The 17,006-nt window shown below is 61.8% G+C and carries 15 protein-coding genes; 7 read left to right on the top strand and 8 right to left on the bottom strand.

The window, feature by feature from the left end; translation table 11 throughout:
• Positions 1 to 5 precede the first annotated feature (5 nt).
• The 3 genes from Q0030_RS15340 to Q0030_RS15330 all read right to left on the bottom strand — a co-directional run bounded on the left by Q0030_RS15340 (position 6) and on the right by Q0030_RS15330 (position 3,935).
• A complete protein-coding gene (locus Q0030_RS15340; protein WP_298368404.1) occupies positions 6 to 1,619 on the bottom strand; it encodes a glycosyltransferase family 39 protein in 1,614 nt (537 codons plus the stop codon).
• A 174-nt stretch (positions 1,620 to 1,793) separates the two neighbouring features.
• Entirely contained in the window at positions 1,794 to 2,561 is a 768-nt protein-coding gene (locus Q0030_RS15335) for a M15 family metallopeptidase (RefSeq protein WP_298368402.1), read from the bottom strand.
• Positions 2,562 to 3,935 (bottom strand): YARHG domain-containing protein, encoded by a 1,374-nt coding sequence (locus Q0030_RS15330; RefSeq protein ID WP_298368400.1) that lies wholly within the window; start codon positions 3,933 to 3,935, stop codon positions 2,562 to 2,564.
• 161 nt (positions 3,936 to 4,096) lie between these two features.
• Between Q0030_RS15330 and lepA the strand changes: the two genes are divergently transcribed.
• The 4 genes from lepA (at position 4,097) to Q0030_RS15310 (ending at position 8,584) form a co-directional block, all read left to right on the top strand.
• On the top strand, positions 4,097 to 5,908 hold the full coding sequence (gene lepA / locus Q0030_RS15325; protein ID WP_298368398.1) for a translation elongation factor 4: 1,812 nt from the start codon (positions 4,097 to 4,099) through the stop codon (positions 5,906 to 5,908).
• Positions 5,909 to 6,853: 945 nt separating this feature from the next.
• Positions 6,854 to 7,216: a hypothetical protein gene (locus Q0030_RS15320; protein WP_298368395.1), complete on the top strand. Its 363-nt coding sequence runs from the start codon at positions 6,854 to 6,856 to the stop codon at positions 7,214 to 7,216.
• Between the two features lie 15 nt (positions 7,217 to 7,231).
• Entirely contained in the window at positions 7,232 to 7,780 is a 549-nt protein-coding gene (locus tag Q0030_RS15315; RefSeq protein WP_298368393.1) for a hypothetical protein, read from the top strand.
• Positions 7,781 to 7,810: 30 nt separating this feature from the next.
• Positions 7,811 to 8,584, top strand: a complete 774-nt coding sequence (locus Q0030_RS15310) for a hypothetical protein (RefSeq protein WP_298368391.1) — start codon at positions 7,811 to 7,813, stop codon at positions 8,582 to 8,584.
• Positions 8,585 to 8,628: 44 nt separating this feature from the next.
• Here the strand turns inward: Q0030_RS15310 and Q0030_RS15305 are convergent, their stop codons facing one another.
• Positions 8,629 to 8,781 carry a hypothetical protein gene (locus Q0030_RS15305; protein ID WP_298368390.1) on the bottom strand — a complete coding sequence of 51 codons (153 nt, stop codon included), beginning with the start codon at positions 8,779 to 8,781 and terminating at the stop codon, positions 8,629 to 8,631.
• Positions 8,782 to 8,809: 28 nt separating this feature from the next.
• On the opposite strand from Q0030_RS15305, the gene Q0030_RS15300 reads away from it, so the two are divergent.
• The 3 genes from Q0030_RS15300 (at position 8,810) to Q0030_RS15290 (ending at position 11,842) form a co-directional block, all read left to right on the top strand.
• On the top strand, positions 8,810 to 9,145 hold the full coding sequence (locus tag Q0030_RS15300) for a hypothetical protein (RefSeq protein ID WP_298368387.1): 336 nt from the start codon (positions 8,810 to 8,812) through the stop codon (positions 9,143 to 9,145).
• 151 nt (positions 9,146 to 9,296) lie between these two features.
• Positions 9,297 to 10,523 (top strand): MFS transporter, encoded by a 1,227-nt coding sequence (locus Q0030_RS15295; protein WP_298368385.1) that lies wholly within the window; start codon positions 9,297 to 9,299, stop codon positions 10,521 to 10,523.
• A gap of 146 nt (positions 10,524 to 10,669) precedes the next feature.
• A complete protein-coding gene (locus tag Q0030_RS15290) occupies positions 10,670 to 11,842 on the top strand; it encodes an acyl-CoA dehydrogenase family protein (protein WP_298368383.1) in 1,173 nt (390 codons plus the stop codon).
• 293 nt (positions 11,843 to 12,135) lie between these two features.
• Here the strand turns inward: Q0030_RS15290 and Q0030_RS15285 are convergent, their stop codons facing one another.
• From Q0030_RS15285 to Q0030_RS15270, 4 genes are read right to left on the bottom strand one after another with little or no spacing between them, the layout of a single operon-like run.
• Positions 12,136 to 13,188: an adenylate/guanylate cyclase domain-containing protein gene (locus Q0030_RS15285; protein ID WP_298368380.1), complete on the bottom strand. Its 1,053-nt coding sequence runs from the start codon at positions 13,186 to 13,188 to the stop codon at positions 12,136 to 12,138.
• On the bottom strand, positions 13,181 to 13,528 hold the full coding sequence (locus Q0030_RS15280) for an Hpt domain-containing protein (RefSeq protein ID WP_298368377.1): 348 nt from the start codon (positions 13,526 to 13,528) through the stop codon (positions 13,181 to 13,183). The genes Q0030_RS15285 and Q0030_RS15280 overlap by 8 nt, the downstream gene beginning before the upstream one ends.
• A gap of 7 nt (positions 13,529 to 13,535) precedes the next feature.
• Positions 13,536 to 16,466, bottom strand: a complete 2,931-nt coding sequence (locus tag Q0030_RS15275) for a response regulator (protein WP_298368375.1) — start codon at positions 16,464 to 16,466, stop codon at positions 13,536 to 13,538.
• 11 nt (positions 16,467 to 16,477) lie between these two features.
• Positions 16,478 to 17,002: a cache domain-containing protein gene (locus Q0030_RS15270; RefSeq protein WP_298368373.1), complete on the bottom strand. Its 525-nt coding sequence runs from the start codon at positions 17,000 to 17,002 to the stop codon at positions 16,478 to 16,480.
• Between the last annotated feature and the right edge of the window lie 4 nt (positions 17,003 to 17,006).

Genomic DNA, 17,006 nt, shown 5'->3' with positions numbered 1-17,006 from the left:
CGGCGCTACTTCGCCGGCGGCACCAGATAGACCTTCCACACCGTCGACGGACCGGGATGGCCGTTGAAGAAGCGCATGGTGTTCATCACCAGCGGCTCGGCATTCTTGGCATGCTCCGCCATCCACGCCTCGCATGGCTGCAGGAACACCGGATCGGTGGTGTCGCAGACGCCGATGAAGCCGAGGCGCTTGGCTTCGTCGAGCGACGTCAGCCCCGACGACCACGCTTCGCCCGGCACGAGCGAGGCCGGATGATCCGGACTGTAGAACGTCATCGGCTCGCCGATGTCGGAGCGTGCAACGACCACCGCCCAGCGCGAATGGAATCTGTCCTGCCAGGTCTGGGTGAGCTCGCGCGCCAATTCGGAGCGCGCGGCGTAGGTCGAGCCGCCGACACGGTTGGACGCGATCTCCTGCGTGGCGATGCTGGGCGCGGCGATCAGCGTGGCGATCGTGGCCACGAACCAGACCGCCGTGATCGAGAACAGCGCCATGCGTGGGAAACGCAGCGAGGGGATCGCAACAAGCGCAAGCGGCACCAGGAAGAACAGCGGGATGCCCCAATCGGTCTTGATATAGACGGTGAACGCCAGCGCACCGAGCGGCGGCCCGATCGCGACGATCAGCTGGATGATCCAGATGTTGAGCGCCTGCGGAAAGTTGACGGCCGGATTGGGACCGCGCGACCAGATCCGCGCCAGCACGTCCGACGGCCGCCACGGCACCGACCCCAGCAGCAGCGCCACCAGGCCCAGCACGGTCGGAATCGCGAGCAGGCCGAGATTGTGCACGATATAACCGATCACGAGCTGGACGTTGAGCTCGCGGCTCGACAGCGCGTAGACGTCGCCGGCATAGGTGAACGGCACGAAGTTCACCTCCTCCAGCCACACCAGATGCGGGATCATCGTCACGACCATCGTGCCGATCGCAACCCATGGCGCCGGCGAGCGCAGGAATTGCATCCGCTGCGGATGGATCAGCGCGGCAAGCCCGATCGCGCCGATCATCGTCACCACCCAGTACTTGGTCATCAGCGCCAGCATGCCGGCAAAGCCGAGCAAGAGCCCCGATTTGAAGCTGCGCTTCTCGAACGCGTTCAGATAGGCCAGCACCAGCAGCGGCAACGGCACCAGCTGTGCGAGGTCGGCGTTGTACTTGAAGCCCTTGAAATTGAAGATCGGGTAGAGCGCCAGCATCACCACCATGAAGAACGCACGCCGGCGATCGACGACACGCAGTGCGATCAGCCAGCACACCACCAGCGCGAAGCTGGCAGTTGCCATCGCAAGCGCGTAGGTCGACCAGTTGGTGACCGGGAAGATCCTGAACCAGACCCCGGCGATCCAGCCCGACAGCGGCGGATGCTTGCCATAGCCGAGCAGGAAGCGCTGGCCCCAGGCATAGGCCTCCGCGACATCCATATGGACGTCCTGCGCAGCCTTGAGCCTGACCAGGATCAGCGTCCACAACACCGCGTGAACCAATGCGAAGCCGATCACGAACCACAGGCTGGTCCTAGGATCGGTGGCGCGCGAGGCAATCCAGGCGGCGATCCGCCGGATCGTCAGTCTGCGCGTGCTGCGCCTTGCGGCAGGGAGAGTGGTGGCGGTCGACATGGCCTGTGCCTGAGGCATGACCTGGAAACGTGGAAAGCGGTTTCCCGGAACGATCATGCCGAATGGAAGCGGAAGGGGCGATGAGTGATTGCTCACCAGCATTTCCTCGCGCTTTAGCGCGTTTTTGTGGCCAGTGTAATCAGCTTGGCGTGAGAACGCCTCCAATCGGCCCCTTCACTTCTCGAGAAGCTCCGGCCGGTACTCGAAATGCATGGTATCGTAGTGGTACCACTTGCCGCCCCAGATGAAGCCGTGGCGCTCGAAAATGTCGACGATCTCGCGCGGCATCCGGTTTTTATAGGGGATGGTTTTGCTCTTGCCCGCCCATAGCCAGTAATCCGAGACTTTCAGGTTGAGGTCGATCGCGGCCGCATAGCCATGCATGCTCATCCGCCCGGTATCGGCGACGGCGCGACAAGATAGCACACCCGCGATCGGAAAGGCCGCGGCGCGCAGCGCCGGATCGAGCGCGTCGATCTCGGCGGAGATCTGCTTCAGACGCTCGGCGACGCCATTGACCCGCGTGACCTGAACCGGCTTGCCCCAGGACCGCGGTAGCCAGGTGATGGTCACCAGGTTCCGCCTGACCTCGGCCGTATGACAGTCGCCATACATCTTCTTGAAGAACGCCTCGTTGCGGAAGCGGCCCGGATCGACATCCGGGGCCGGCGCCGCCGCCGGCCCGGACGGATAAGGCTGCCGCATCTGGTCCAGGATCGATGCATTGCGCAGCAGCTGATCGAACGGCTTGCCGGAGACGCCGTCGTCGACCGGCATCACCGTGCCGTCGCGCCAGGTGATCGTGGTGTCGTCATGGGCGGACAGCGCATCGGGATAGGCGCGCACCAGGCGGTCGAGCAGTTCGCTGTTGCTCTCAGCGTGCGCGAGTGGCGGCAGCAGCGCCAGCAAGGCAACAATGCAGGCTGTGCCGCGCGCGGCCATTCAGCGCTTTCCGGCCTGATCGATCAGCGCGACGTTGGCCTCCTCGATCGCATTCAGCTTCGGATTCCAGCTGTTCGGCGCGTACCACGCGAAGCGCGAAAAATACGCCTTGAGATCGGCGGAATCGAAATAGCGTCCCCTGCGGGCGAAGATCTCGTTGCGTGCGATCCGCAACTCGTCGCGCGACAGCCGACGCAGATCGGCCGGCGTCAGCAAGCGCCGGTCGGAGTCCGGGAAGATGAAACCGCTCGGCGCCGCACCGCCACCGGACTCGAAGCGATCGATCAGCGCGACATTCGCGCTCTCGATCGCATTGAGCGGCGGATCCCATGAGCGGGGCACGTACCACGCGAACCTGCTGAATCGCGCGGTGAGGTCCGGCGCGTTGAAGTAGCGTCCGCGCCGCGCGAAGATTTCATTACGGGCGATCCGCAGATCGTCCTTGGTCAGTGCCCTAAGATCGCTCTCCGACAGCAGGCGGCTGTCGGAATCCGCAATGATGAAATCCGATTGCGTGCGCACCACCGGCGGCGCCGACGGCGACACGTTTTGCGGCGGCAGGCTTTGCTGCGGCGGGATCACGGTCGCCGGCGGATCGGCGGTCGCGACCTGAGCCGGTGTGTTGCCGGCGAAATAGAACGAGCCGTCGATCGGCGAGGTCGAGACCCAGGGCTGCTGCGCGCTGCCGGTCGCGCGTTTGACGACGAGGCCGACCTGATTGAAAGCCTGCAGCACGTCGAGCCCGGGCTTCTGCATGGTGTCGACAAGGGCGCGCGTGTAGGGGCTGTGGCCATCGTCGCCATCCAGCGCAACGTTGCCCGGCTGGGTCGCGTAGGACAACAGCGTGCCCTCCGGCGCGCGGATCTGGGCGAGGCCACCGTCGGCGGCGCGCAAGCCGCGCCCGCCGAACGGATTGTTCCGGCAGGCGTCCAGGATGACGATGTTGAGCCGCGTGCCCGCGCCTTCCATCTGCCGCAGCACCAGGCCGACATCGACCATCTGGAAATCGACATCGGCTTCGCGCGTGGGGTTCGCCGAGACCGGCACCAGATAATTCGTTCCGCGCACCTGGATGCCATGCCCGGCGTAATAGAACAGCGCGACGTCCGCGCCGATCAGCTGGCTGCCGAAGCGCTGGATCGCGGCATCGAAACCGGCCTTGTCCAGATCGACCTGGGCCTGCCCGCCGACCAGCGCAAAGCCGAGCCGCTGCAGCGTGCCGGCCACCAGCTCTGCATCGTCCTTCGGGTTCTGCAACCGCGACACGTTCTGATAGGTCGAATTGCCGACCACCAGCGCGACACGCTTGTCGGCGGCCGCCGGCGCGGCGAACAACACGGCGAGCAATCCGGCGGCGAGAAGGGTCCAGCGCATCGTCAGATCCAGGGTTTTGGGCCGAAACACCTAGCAGAAACATGCCCGAAAATCGATCACGGCAGATCTGACTGAAACACGGCCGTGATTCGCCGTCACATCCCTGCAAAATACCGCAATATGGTTGCCCGTGCGGGGGTGCGGATGCTATCCCGCGCCCCATGACAACTGCCCCGATTTCGAACATCCGCAACTTCTCCATCGTCGCCCATATCGACCATGGCAAATCGACCCTTGCCGACCGCCTGATCCAGATGACGGGCGGCCTGTCGGATCGCGAAATGGCGGGCAAGGAGCAGGTGCTCGATTCGATGGATATCGAGCGCGAGCGCGGCATCACCATCAAGGCGCAGACCGTCCGGCTGAACTACCGCGCCAAGGACGGCAAGGATTACATCTTCAACCTGATGGACACGCCCGGCCACGTCGACTTCGCCTACGAGGTCTCGCGGTCGCTGGCGGCCTGCGAGGGTTCCCTGCTCGTGGTCGACGCCAGCCAGGGCGTCGAGGCGCAGACGCTCGCCAACGTCTACCATGCGCTCGACGCCGGTCACGAGATCGTGCCGGTCCTGAACAAGGTCGACCTGCCCGCGGCCGAGCCCGAGAAGGTCAAGCAGCAGATCGAGGACGTGATCGGCATCGACGCCTCCGACGCCGTGATGATCTCGGCCAAGACCGGCCTCGGCGTGCCCGACGTGCTGGAGGCCGTCGTCACCCGCCTGCCGCCACCGAAGGGCGACCGCGACGCGACCTTGAAGGCGCTGCTGGTCGACAGCTGGTACGACGTCTATCTCGGCGTGGTCGTGCTGATCCGCGTCGTCGACGGCGTGATGAAGAAGGGCAGCCGCATCCGCATGATGGGCACCGGCGCGGCCTATGACATCGAGCGCGTCGGCTTCTTCACGCCGAAGATGCAGCAGGTCGAGGAGCTCGGCCCCGGCGAGATCGGCTTCATCACCGCGGCGATCAAGGAAGTCGCCGACACCCGCGTCGGCGACACCATCACCGACGACAAGAAGCCGGTCACCGAGATGCTGCCAGGCTTCAAGCCGGCGATCCCGGTCGTGTTCTGCGGCCTGTTCCCGGTCGACGCCGACGATTTCGAGACGCTGCGCGCGGCGATGGGCAAGCTGCGCTTGAACGACGCCAGCTTCTCCTTCGAGATGGAAACCTCGGCCGCACTCGGTTTCGGCTTCCGCTGCGGCTTCCTCGGGCTGTTGCATCTGGAGATCATCCAGGAGCGGCTGTCGCGCGAGTTCGACCTCAATTTGATCGCGACCGCGCCGAGCGTCATCTACAAGATGAAGCTGACCGACGGCACCGAGCTCGAGATCCACAACCCGGTCGACATGCCCGACGTGGTCAAGATCGCCGAGATCGAGGAGCCGTGGATCGAGGCCACCATCCTGACGCCAGACGAATATCTCGGCAGCGTGCTGAAGCTGTGCCAGGACCGCCGAGGCGCGCAGAAGGAGCTCACCTATGTCGGCTCCCGCGCGATGGTGAAATACGACCTGCCGCTCAACGAGGTGGTGTTCGATTTCTACGATCGCCTGAAGTCGGTCTCCAAGGGCTACGCCTCGTTCGACTATCATCTGACCGACTACAAGCCGGCCGATCTGGTCAAGATGCAGATCCTGGTCAATGCCGAGCCGGTCGACGCGCTGTCGATGCTGGTGCATCGCACCCGCGCCGAGGGCCGCGGCCGCGCCATGGTCGAGAAGATGAAGGAGCTGATCCCGCCGCACATGTTCCAGATCCCGATCCAGGCGGCGATCGGCGGCAAGGTGATCGCGCGCGAAACCGTGCGCGCGCTGCGCAAGGACGTCACCGCGAAGTGCTATGGCGGCGACATCACGCGCAAACGCAAGCTTCTGGAGAAGCAGAAGGAAGGCAAGAAGAAGATGCGGCAGTTCGGCAAGGTCGACATCCCGCAGGAAGCCTTCATCGCCGCGCTCAAGGTGGATAGCTGAGGCGACGTCACGGCTGTCGCCGGCTTGACGACAAGCGGGCCAGTCCCGCTCTGGGTGAAAATCTCGAAAACAACCCCATGCAAAGTAGCCGGTAGGCGTCGGCCAGGGTGTTCGGGCAACGCTGAGGACATGTGACATGTCGGGCAAAACAGCGGCAGCATGAAGCTTTCATCGCCGCGCTCAAGGTGGACAGCTGAGGCATCTCACTAGACGGCCGAATCCTTGATCTTCGTGGGACCACCGGCCTCACGACATCACAAATGGCATACTGAACCGTCAATCCGAACGACAGAGGCATCGCCTCGGCCCAGTCCGGCGAATTTTCCCTGCCGCAGGCAACTATTCGGCGCATTTGAATATTCGCTGGCTGTCGGTTATGGCCAGAATCTGGCCGGGAAATCGCATTTGACGTCCGAACTCCCAACCTTCAAGGGACCTACGACCTCGCTCTGCCGTTTCCAGCGGCAGACTCCACATCCAACATCGTCGTATATAGACAGTCGGAATAACGCAATAAAATACCATGATATCAATTAGTTATATTATATTTCCATATCAATACTGAATCAACAATCCGAACGACAGAAGCATCGCCTTGGCCCAGTCGGGCGAATTTTCCCCACCGCAAGCAACTATTCGGCGCATTTGAATATTCGCTAGCTGTCAGATATGACCAGAATTTGGCCGAGAAATCGCATTTGGCGTCCGAACTCCCAACCTTCAAGGAGCCTACGACCTCGCTCCGCCGTTTCCAGCGGCAGACCCCACGTCCATCATCCTCGTTGATAGACGATATGAATAACTGAAAATCATCGTTAACGACTGATGTTGCCAAGGATACCTGCCATCTGCACTGTAGTTATTGCAAATATTGGTTCTTTATATGTTCTTGACGGCCTCCTAGATTTCAGTTATTGAACTTTCCGTCAACTGAAGGAGTGAAGCATGCCGAGAGCGGTCATCACGACTCCAAGCGGCGCAACCGTTGCAATTGAGGGGACCCAGAGCGAGGTAACGGCGTTGCTTGGCCTATTCGAACAAGGCGAGCGGAAGACGTCTTCCCCGCCTGAAGCTAGATCAACACGGTTGGCGCCGAAATCCAGGCCAACTCCGATGGGTTTGTTAGCCGAGTTAATCGGAAGCGGGTTTTTCTCAACTCCCAAGGAACTGGGCTCAGTACGACAGGCTTTGGAAGAACAGGGCCATTTTTATCCGGTAACGACTTTGTCCCCGTTGATGCTGCGACTTGTGCGTCGCAAGGAATTGCGCCGCCTCAAGGACGGAAAGCGCTGGACGTATGTCGGCTAGCAACAGGCAACTTCAATGACCCAGAAAAGCATCACAGACATTGTTGCGGCAATCGTCGCTGAGCTAACACCACTACAATCTGATGAACGACAACGCGTCATCCAGGCATCGCTCGTTTTGTTGGGCGAGTCGCCCTTGGCAGTCGGCAAGAAATTGCCTGAGGCGCAAAGCGAAACAGATTACGGCAATGACGTTCCTGCTCGCGCCCGCACATGGATGAAACAGAACCATCTGTCGGTAAATCAAGTTCAACAAGTATTTCACACAAGCAGCGACGGAGTTGAAATCATCATCTCGGAGATTCCTGGTAAGGGAAATCGAGACAAGGTTCGAAACGCGTACGTCCTGCTCGGAATTGCCGGATTGATTTCATCGAATGAGCCGAGATTCGATGACAGAGAGGCTCGAGCCCTATGCGAGCGCTACGGCTTTTTCGACGGCACCAACCATATGAAGTACATGAAGGGTGGAAATGAATTTACGGGATCAAAGGAAAAGGGCTGGACGCTAACTGCGCCCGGACTAAAGCAAGGCGCAGCAATCATTCTCAATCTGACAAAGTAAGTTAGTTAGCCACAAAACCGAGCACCCATCATGACGTCATTCGTGGAGATTGAACACGGCCTCAAGAAGTCGTTCGATGGAAAATTGGTGGACGAGCTCTTAGCCGCTTACAACGACGCCAAGCGCAATTTCTATCTAGGCGGACTTCGACTCAGCGCGGTCGAGGGTGGGCGCTTCTGCGAAGCAGCCTTTCGAATGCTTGAGCAGGCAGTCGGCGGAAGCTTTACGCCCATAGGAACCCAGCTTCGGACAGAAAAGATAATCGCCACTCTGGCTCAAAGTACACAGGCGTCCGATTCTATCCGGCTTCATATTCCACGTGCGCTTCGCGTTGTTTACGACATTAGAAATAAGCGAGATGCTGCTCATCTGGGAGATGGAATAGATCCGAATGAGCAAGATGCGACGTTTGTATCCTCGACACTGGATTGGATTCTCGCTGAGTTTGTTCGCCTGCATCACGGGGTGTCCGCAAACCAAGCCCAGCAAATTATCGGCAATCTTGTCGCCCGGCGAGCTCCAACCGTGGAGGATTTTGCTGGATTTTTGAAGGTCTTGCGGACTGATCTTCAGGTTAGCGATCGCGTCCTACTGTTGTTGTATGAACGCGGGGCGGAACGCGCATCGTTCGAGCAGTTGTCGACCTGGGTTCATCCAAAAATGAGAAAGAACCTCAGGCGCACTCTTGATCAATTGGAGCACGATCGAGCCTTCATTCACTCTGAAGTGGACAAATTCCAGATAACGAAGTCGGGGATTCAAGAGGCAGAGCGAAGAAAGCTGCATAACGCCGGTCAAGCGTAACATCCGGGAACATTCTCATAGAAATTCTTCTGGTTCGGGTCGTTTCATACGTTCGCCCGGCAGTTCGGCAGGTCGACATCCCGCAGGAAGCCTTCATCGCCGCGCTCAAGGTGGATAGCTGAGGCGACGCTGTCGCAGGCGCACTTGTTGCCCATTCTTGTCCCGGCAACAAAACGCACCATGATTTGAATCGCCATCGCACGACGGCCCGACTAAGCTGCCGTCATGTTGCGCATCCTGTCCCTCTCGATCGTCATCCTCGCACTGCTGCAGCCGGACCTGAGCTCGGCCGCCTCCCCGAAGAAGCGGCACGGCAGCACCAGCTGGCATGGCTACGGCTTCCTGCCCGGCTACCGCCAGCCGCCCAACGAGACCATTCCGGTGCTCGGTCCGCGCGGCGCCGCCCGCGGCTATCCGGACTTTTCGCCGGAATATTACTATGGCGGCGATTGGCACTATTTCGGCCGCCCCGGCTTCCACGGCGGCGGGCGCTATAATGGCGGCAGCTATGGCCCGTGCTGGGTCTGGACGCCGATCGGCCGCGCTTGGCAGTGCGGCTAGCCGCGCGTCGCTGCGACATCTTGCGCATGCAACGCACGATCCGCTGATCCCGGAATGAGAGGCATGTTGCCCGTCATATTGCCCCCGGACCTCAGATAGGCCACCATCCTCCCTGCGCGCACCACAACAAACAACAGCGCCGGGGAAACGCATGAGCAAGGACGCTCGGTTCGACTATGGCTGGGTCGTCGTCGGCGCGGGCGCGCTGATGACCTGCGTCGGCTTCGGCACCATGCTGTCGCTCGCCGTGTTCCTGCAACCGATCTCGGATGCGATGGGCTGGTCGCGCGCCGGCGTATCGGCGGCCGCGACGCTGGATTTCCTCTGCATGGGTTTTGCGGCGTTCGCCTGGGGCACGCTGTCCGACCGCTTCGGCACCCGCGTCGTGGTGCTGGCCGGCAGCGTGCTGCTCGGGCTTGGCCTCGTGACAGCAAGCCAGGCGCAGACCCTGTGGCAATTCCAGCTCTGCTTCGGCGTGCTGATCGGGATCGCCGCCGGCAGCTTCTATGCGCCGATGATGGCGCTTGCGAGCGCCTGGATCGACAAGCATCGCAGCCTCGCCGTCGCACTGGTGTCGGCCGGCATGGGTGTATCGCCCCTGACGGTCGCACCATCCGCCAGCTGGCTGATCACGGCCTATGACTGGCGCTTCGCGATGCTCGTGATCGGCATCGCCGCATGGGCGCTGCTGATCCCCGCATCGTTCCTGGTGCGCCCGGCACCGCAGGGAACGACCGTCGCGATCGCAACGGCGGGCAACGCGCCGCAAGCGGAATGGACCGTCGCGCAGGCGCTGCGCACGCCGCAATTCATCACGCTCGCATTGGCCCATTTCGCCTGCTGCGCGGCGCATTCGGGTCCGATCTTCCACATGGTGTCCTACGCCATGGTGTGCGGCATCGCGCCGCTCACCGCGGTCACGGTCTACAGCCTCGCCGGCTTCTCCGGGCTCGGCGGACGGCTGCTGCTCGGGGTGCTCGCAGACCGGCTCGGCGCCAAGCCGGTGCTGGTCGGCGGCCTGCTGGTGCAGGCGCTGTCGATCGCGACCTATCTCGCGGTGGCGCAACTCGGCGAGTTCTACGCGCTGTCGGTGGTGTTCGGCCTCGCCTATGGCGGCGTGATGCCGCTCTATGCCGTGCTGGTGCGCGAGTTCTTCGGCGCGCGCATCATGGGCACCGTGTTCGGCGCGGTGTCGGCCTTCGCGAGCCTCGGCATGGCGCTCGGGCCGTGGGCCGGCGGTTACGTGTTCGACACCTTCCACGGCTACACGTGGCTGCACGCCGGTTCCTTCGCGATCGGCCTTGCCGCGGTCGCCGTGGCGCTGAGTTTCTCGACCAAGCGCCAGCCGGCGCTCGATCTCGGCCGTGCCGCCGCCTGAGCGCGGATGCATCCGTCGATCGCGCGCCGCCGCGATGGATAGCTGATCTGCATCGGCGCCGCCCCGCCTTGCCCTCCTTTGCCGGATGGGCCACCATCGCCTCAACCCGCCCAACAAGAACGTCAGAAGGGGCGCCGAGGACACGCATGAACAAGCCGCAGGGATTCGACCTTGTCGAGCGGGCGCGCGCGCTGGCGCCGCTGATCATGAGCGAAGCCGACGAGATCGAACGGACGCGGCGGCTGACGCCTTCCGTCACCGCGGCACTGGTCGAGAACGGGCTGTATCGCGCGCTGCTGCCGAAACGCTTCGGCGGCGCCGAGGCGACGCTGGACGCGTTCATGCAGATGCAGGAAGAGATCGCCAAGGCCGATGCATCGACCGCCTGGTGCCTCGGCCAATGCAGCGTCTGCGCCATGACCGCGGCCTATCTCGAGCCTGACGCAGCAAACGAAATCTTCAACACCGCGCCCGGCATCCTGGCCTGGGGCGCGATCGCCCACGAGGTGCGCGCCGAGCCCGGCGGCTATCGCGCCACTGCGCGCTGGGATTTCGCCTCGGGCTCGCGGCAGGCGAGCTGGCTCGGCGCCCATGTCCGCGTCGTCGAGGCCGACGGCTCACCACGCAAGAAGGCCGACGGCTCGCCGGAGATCCGCACCATCCTGTTTCCGGTGTCGTCAGCTGCGATGTACGACGTCTGGGACGTGATCGGCCTGAAGGGCACCGGCACCGATTCCTATTCGGTCGATAACCTCTTCATCCCCGAGGCATTCGCCGCGCTGCGCGACGATCCCGCCGCGTGCCGCGAGGGCGGCCCGCTCTACAAGCTCTCCACCAACATGGTGTTCAGCATGGGCTTTGCCGCGACCTCGCTCGGCGTCGCCCGCGCCATGCTGGATGCGGCGACCGAGCTTGCCCGCGGCAAGACCCCGCAGGGCCTCAAGGCGATGCGCGACAACAACGCCGTGCAGGGCCAGATCGGCCGCACCGAGGCAAGCCTGCGCGCCGCGCGCGCCTATCTGTATGCGACGGCGAACGAGGTCTGGAGCGATCTCACCCGCGGCGATCCGATCAGCGAGGCGCATCGCATCGCGATCCGCATCGCCTCGACCTGGACCATCCACCAGTCGGCCTCGGTCGTCGACATCGCCTATCACATGTCGGGGGCCACGGCGGTGTTTGCGAAGAATCCGTTCGAGCGACGGTTTCGTGACATGCATGCGATCGCGCAGCAGATCCAGGCCCGTGACACCCAGTATGAGGACGCCGGCAAGGCGATCCTGGCTGGCAATCTCGGCGCTCCGCCGACCGCGCGGTGAAGCGCGATGAAATCATATTGAACCGTGGCGTGTACTCATCAATCCGCCATGTCGGCTCTACCTCCTAAAACCTGATATCGCCGGGTGACCACGGCATGTCGGTTTTGGGCCAGCAGCCGACATATGCACTGCAAAATCCGGCGAAGATTTCCGCCCCTCGTCGGCTGAAACGAGCAGCGTCGTTGATAAGAGCAGGCAAAGGTTTCGCATGATGGAACCAATCGATTCGTTGGAACGAGAGCATCCGCGATAGTCGAGGGCCGCGCCAGGATGTAATTCAGTTCGTTCGAAATTCAGGGTTGTTCGTTTGGCTGGCCGGCCATCACCGAAAAAATTCCGATGGCAGCGGCCTTGCCCTTGAACGACACCTCGCCCAACGACTGCGTCGGCACACTGCCGCCCAGGGCACGTTGGGTAGCGTCATCAATCAGGATGCCGCACCCAGCCACTTTGGTGTGCGCCTCCAGCCGTGCCGCCAAGTTCACCGCGTCGCCAATGCAGGTATACATGGCGCGCTGCTGGGTTCCGATATAGCCCGCCACGACATCGCCGGTGGCAACGCCCACGCCAATCCTAATCGCTGCTCTGTCTACAGCCTTGCGCTCATGGTTGAATTGCTCGATCAGCTCGACCATTTCCAGCGCTGCCGCCACGGCACTGACGGCACAATTGTCGAGTGGGAGCGGCGCGCCAAACAACGCCATCAGGCCGTCGCCGATCATCTGGTTGACGACGCCGCCATGGCTGCCGATGGCGTCGAACATCAGCATGTAATACGTGTTGAGCAGATCGATCGTTTCCTCCGGCCCCTGGCTCTCGACCATGGCCGTGAACCCGCGGATGTCGCAGAACAACACTGACGCGTGGATGCGTTTCCCGCGTAGCGCGAAGCCCGACTGCAGGATGTCATCCGCCACCTCGGAGGTGACAAAGCGTCGTACCATTGCCTTCTGCTGATCGCGCAGGCGCTTCTTCTCGAGACTGGCGCCGATGCGCGCTTTTAGGAGTACCTGGTTTACCGGCTTGTGCAGATAGTCCTCGGCTCCCAGGTTGATGCAGCGGACGATGGTATCTAGCCCTTCGACCGACGAGGTGACGATGACCGGCATTTCACGCAACTGTGGATCGGCCTTGAGCTGCTCGAGTACCGCGAAACCATCCAGTTCGGGCATTTCGATGTCGAGCAGCAGTAGATCGAATGGCTTGGTTCGCAACCACTCCAGCGCGATGCGGCCGTTCTCGGCGAGCGAGACATCGTGCCCCAGCAGCTCGACGCTGCGCGACAGCAGCAGGCGATTAACCTTGTTGTCGTCAGCGATTAGCACACGAGAACTGTCTTTAGCCATTACGTAGGGCTTTCAGTTCGGCTGCGGCACGGACGTATTCTGCTTCCAGCGCCGCCAAGCAGGCCAAGTCGCCGGCCGGATCAGCATCCAGTCCTTTGAGCTCGAACTCTCGCGCCAGCGTCGTCAATTTCACTGCACCGAAGATTCTCCCATTTGATTTGAGCGAGTGCGCGGCGCGCCGGAAGCGTTCGGCATTGCCGTCAGCGTGGGCAGCGCGCAGCTCTGCGAGCATGCCAGGCGCCTCCTCGATGAACGTGTCAGCAAGTTCGGCCGCGAATTCAGCACCGGTTGTGTTCCGCAGCTCCGCGTAAACTGCCCGGTCAATGACTGATTCGTCCATGTTATCCTCATTGCGGAGGTATCGGTACGGACATCAAGGCCGCGATCAGCTCATCCACCCGGATCGGTTTGCTCACGTAATCGTCCATGCCCGCAGCCAGGCACAGTTCGCGGTCGCCCTGCATCGCGTTGGCGGTCATCGCTATGATGCGCGGGCGCTGGCCCGCGGGCCACCTCGTGGTGATATGGCGCGAGGCCTCGAGGCCATCCATCTCCGGCATCTGCACGTCCATCAACACCACGTCATAGGTCTGGCGAGCAACGCACTCGATCGCCTCAAGTCCATTGCTCGCGAGGTCGGCGCGGTACCCCATCTGTTGCAGCAGGCGAAGCGCGAGCTTTTGATTCACCACATTGTCTTCGGCCAGAAGGATGCGAAGCGCGTGGCAGGAAGCCATCTGGGGATCGATGCGGGGCTGGGCTGGCGCAGCGACGCGTCTGGCCGCGCCCTCGTGCGCCAGCAGCGTTACCAACGTGTCAAAGAGCTGGCTTTGCCGGAGCGGCTTTGCCAACCGGGCGGCAAAAAGACCATCGCTGAGCTCCTTGCTGCTGCCGGCTGAGCTGAATAGCACGAGCGGCAGGCCATGGCCGGCTTCGCGAATCCGTGCAGCCAGCGCGGCGCCGTCGATACCGGGCATGTGCATGTCGAGGATGGCCAGATCGAAGGAATCGCGCATGAGCACTTCCAGCGCTTGCTCGGGCGCTTCGATATCATGAACCACCATTCCCCATTTGGCCGCCTGCAGTGCCAGGATCCTACGATTGGTGGCATTGTCGTCGACCACCAGGATGCGCTTGCCTTGCAGCGCCGGCTGCGCGCCGACGAAGTCGCGCCTCGTGCCTTTCAGCAGATCGGTCCGCTGGCAACGAATTGTGAAATAGAAGGTGCTTCCATGCCCCGCGCCAGCGCTTTCCACCCACATTGTGCCTCCCATGAGTTCCGCGAGCTTCTTGCTGATCGCCAATCCCAGCCCAGTGCCACCGTATTTGCGTGTGGTGCTGGTGTCGGCCTGGGAGAACGACTGGAAAAGACGGGTCCGGGCCTCTTCATCTAATCCGATGCCGGTGTCGCGCACAGCGAACTCCAACTGCTCGCCCTTCGTCGTGACGGTCAGCACCACTTCGCCCCGATCGGTGAACTTGACCGCGTTGCTTAGTAGATTCAGGAGGATCTGCCGCAGGCGAGTGACGTCGCTCTGGATAGCCGGCGGCACTTCACCCTCGAACAAATACGCGATTTCCAGGTGCTTCTCGGCAGCGCGGTTGCTCACAAGGTCCAGCGCCGATTCCACACAGTCACGGAGATCGAACGGCTGCGCCTCAATGTCCATGCGCTCCGCTTCGATTTTCGAAAAGTCGAGAATGTCGTTGATAATCGTGAGTAGTGTTTCGCTGCAATTGCGGACAGTGCTGGCATAGTCGCGCTGCTCCTCACTGAGCCCGGTATCGAGCAAAAGGCCGCTCATGCCGATGACGGCATTCATCGGCGTGCGGATTTCGTGGCTCATATTGGCCAAAAACTGCGATTTGTGCTTGCTCGCCTCGGCGAGTTCTCGGCTCTTCTCCTCGATCTCGCTGAAGAGGCGCGCGTTCTGGATCGGCAGTACCGACTGGTGGGCGAAGGTTTCGAGAAGATCGACCGTGCTCCGAGGAAATTCGCCGGGTGTCTTGCGCCGGACAACCAGCGCGCCGACGATCTGACCTGGGCCTAACAGCGGCACAACGAGCATCGCTCGGTAGCCGGCACGCACGACGATATCGAGGACCAGAGGCGTTTCCTTGGGCACATCCGATATCTGAATCGGGGCTCGTTCCGCAGCTGCTTTGCCCACCGCCGTCTCCCCGGCAGCGATGTGTCGGTCTCGGAGGGCCGCGATCAACGCCTCATCCATACCATGGGTTGCGCGGAGATCGAATTCTTGCCGTGCTTCGTCGAATGTGTAGATCGTGCCGGCGTCGGTGCCGGATAGCTGCACTGCCTTGGCAACGATCGTCGTCAGCACTGTTTCCAGGTCTAGCGTCGAGTTCACGGCCTGGGATACTTCACCGAGCGCCCGCAACTCCTGGCTCGCCTCTTCGGCGCTTGTTCGCGCCTCGCGCAGTTCGGCAAGGTGCCGGTTGATCAAGCCCGCCATACCGGCAAAGCTGCGCCCAAGCGCGCCGATCTCGTCACGGCTGTCGCTGGCCGGTATCGCCAATTCCGCGCTACCCGGAGAAAATTCGGCCGCCGCTGCTGCCAGATTTCGGATCGGCCCGCTGATGCGTCTGCCGACAACCAAAGTCAGAAGCAGCGCTACGGCAACGGCGAGAACGCTGATCACGGCATAGCGGAGACGGGCGCTATCGTTGTCGGTTTGGACAGCCTGATATGTGGCTCGGCTTTCGTCGGAGGCAGCGCGTGAGAGCTTGTCGAGCCTCGCGATCAACTCCATGAATTTCTGGTCGGCGTCGGCGAGAAACGGAATCGCCAGCGTGCGGTCCAGGGCGGCCATGGTAACGACTTTCTCGGCCGCCTTAACGTAGATTTCCATGCTGCTGTTGATGTCTTCCCAGCCCTCACGCTCTGCGGCGGGTTGCGAAGGATCTTTGCGAAGATCCGCGAGGGTGCCCTGAGCTTCTGCCAGATTCTGCCGCATGGTGTTGGCGTAGGCGGCCAGCTTGGATTCTTCGATGCCGGACTGCGTCAGAGCCAGCAACCGGGACACCGCACCGTGCGCAATGTTGACGTTTTCGACTACCTTTTCAGCTCTGGCGGCTCGCTGAAACGCGACCTTGACTACGGTTTCCAGGGCGCGCCCTTCGCGATCGAGCAGGTAGACCGAATAGGCGACAGAAATCAGCAACAGCATCAGCACCACGAGGGGCGCCAGAGCCAACTTCACCGATACTGGAAGATTCCGAAAGGCAAAACTTGCTTTGCGATCTCCCGTTGGAATCATTACAACTGCTCTTATTTTGAATTGTAATATCCGGAGCACGCGTACAAATCGGTTCCCAGAATGCGCTTCACGTACGTCGATTTGGGTTCTATCCTCCCGGTCGCCGGATTATTCCAACGATAGTCGATCCAACCTTCACCTTTAGTGGTGGCGATCTCATTCATTTGCTTGACCAGCAGTTTTCCATCGGGGTCCTGCACCTCAAGTGCAGACAAGCCCTCGGCGGCAGGTTTCGGTGGGAAGCATCGCCAAACGCCCTTGAGGTCCATGATGAAGGCGTAGGTCTCGCCCTGATAGAAATAACCGTCAGGAGTGCGCATCTCTGCGCAACCGCCTTCGAGCCCCTTCTTGCGGATCAAATCCGCAGCCTCGATCGCCAATTGTTTTGCGTGGTCTGCTTTTGCTTGGTCACCGGTCGATTGGTCCGCCTTTGCTTCGGTTGCTCTTGTCCGGTCCGCTGCTGGTTGCGCAAGAGCTGGGACGGCTGCGCTTGTTAGGAGCAGCGCCGCCCAGATAGGAATCAATAGCCACCGCATGTCG

The sequence above is a fragment of the uncultured Bradyrhizobium sp. genome (assembly GCF_947648125.1).
Classification (GTDB): Bacteria; Pseudomonadota; Alphaproteobacteria; order Rhizobiales; family Xanthobacteraceae; genus Bradyrhizobium.
Note: the sequence above shows the minus strand (reverse complement) of the source record. Positions and strands in the feature narration are given on the sequence as shown.

Excerpts from the sequence above, each read along its gene's own strand:
- Q0030_RS15295 (WP_298368385.1), top strand. The coding sequence starts at position 9,297 with ATGAGCAAGGACGCTCGGTTCGACTATGGCTGGGTCGTCGTCGGCGCG.
- Q0030_RS15285 (WP_298368380.1), bottom strand. The coding sequence starts at position 13,188 with ATGGCTAAAGACAGTTCTCGTGTGCTAATCGCTGACGACAACAAGGTT.
- Q0030_RS15330 (WP_298368400.1), bottom strand. The coding sequence starts at position 3,935 with ATGCGCTGGACCCTTCTCGCCGCCGGATTGCTCGCCGTGTTGTTCGCC.
- Q0030_RS15315 (WP_298368393.1), top strand. The coding sequence starts at position 7,232 with ATGACCCAGAAAAGCATCACAGACATTGTTGCGGCAATCGTCGCTGAG.
- Q0030_RS15270 (WP_298368373.1), bottom strand. The coding sequence starts at position 17,002 with ATGCGGTGGCTATTGATTCCTATCTGGGCGGCGCTGCTCCTAACAAGC.
- Q0030_RS15275 (WP_298368375.1), bottom strand. The coding sequence starts at position 16,466 with ATGATTCCAACGGGAGATCGCAAAGCAAGTTTTGCCTTTCGGAATCTT.
- Q0030_RS15335 (WP_298368402.1), bottom strand. The coding sequence starts at position 2,561 with ATGGCCGCGCGCGGCACAGCCTGCATTGTTGCCTTGCTGGCGCTGCTG.
- lepA (WP_298368398.1), top strand. The coding sequence starts at position 4,097 with ATGACAACTGCCCCGATTTCGAACATCCGCAACTTCTCCATCGTCGCC.
- Q0030_RS15340 (WP_298368404.1), bottom strand. The coding sequence starts at position 1,619 with ATGTCGACCGCCACCACTCTCCCTGCCGCAAGGCGCAGCACGCGCAGA.
- Q0030_RS15320 (WP_298368395.1), top strand. The coding sequence starts at position 6,854 with ATGCCGAGAGCGGTCATCACGACTCCAAGCGGCGCAACCGTTGCAATT.
- Q0030_RS15280 (WP_298368377.1), bottom strand. The coding sequence starts at position 13,528 with ATGGACGAATCAGTCATTGACCGGGCAGTTTACGCGGAGCTGCGGAAC.
- Q0030_RS15310 (WP_298368391.1), top strand. The coding sequence starts at position 7,811 with ATGACGTCATTCGTGGAGATTGAACACGGCCTCAAGAAGTCGTTCGAT.
- Q0030_RS15305 (WP_298368390.1), bottom strand. The coding sequence starts at position 8,781 with ATGGCGATTCAAATCATGGTGCGTTTTGTTGCCGGGACAAGAATGGGC.
- Q0030_RS15290 (WP_298368383.1), top strand. The coding sequence starts at position 10,670 with ATGAACAAGCCGCAGGGATTCGACCTTGTCGAGCGGGCGCGCGCGCTG.
- Q0030_RS15300 (WP_298368387.1), top strand. The coding sequence starts at position 8,810 with ATGTTGCGCATCCTGTCCCTCTCGATCGTCATCCTCGCACTGCTGCAG.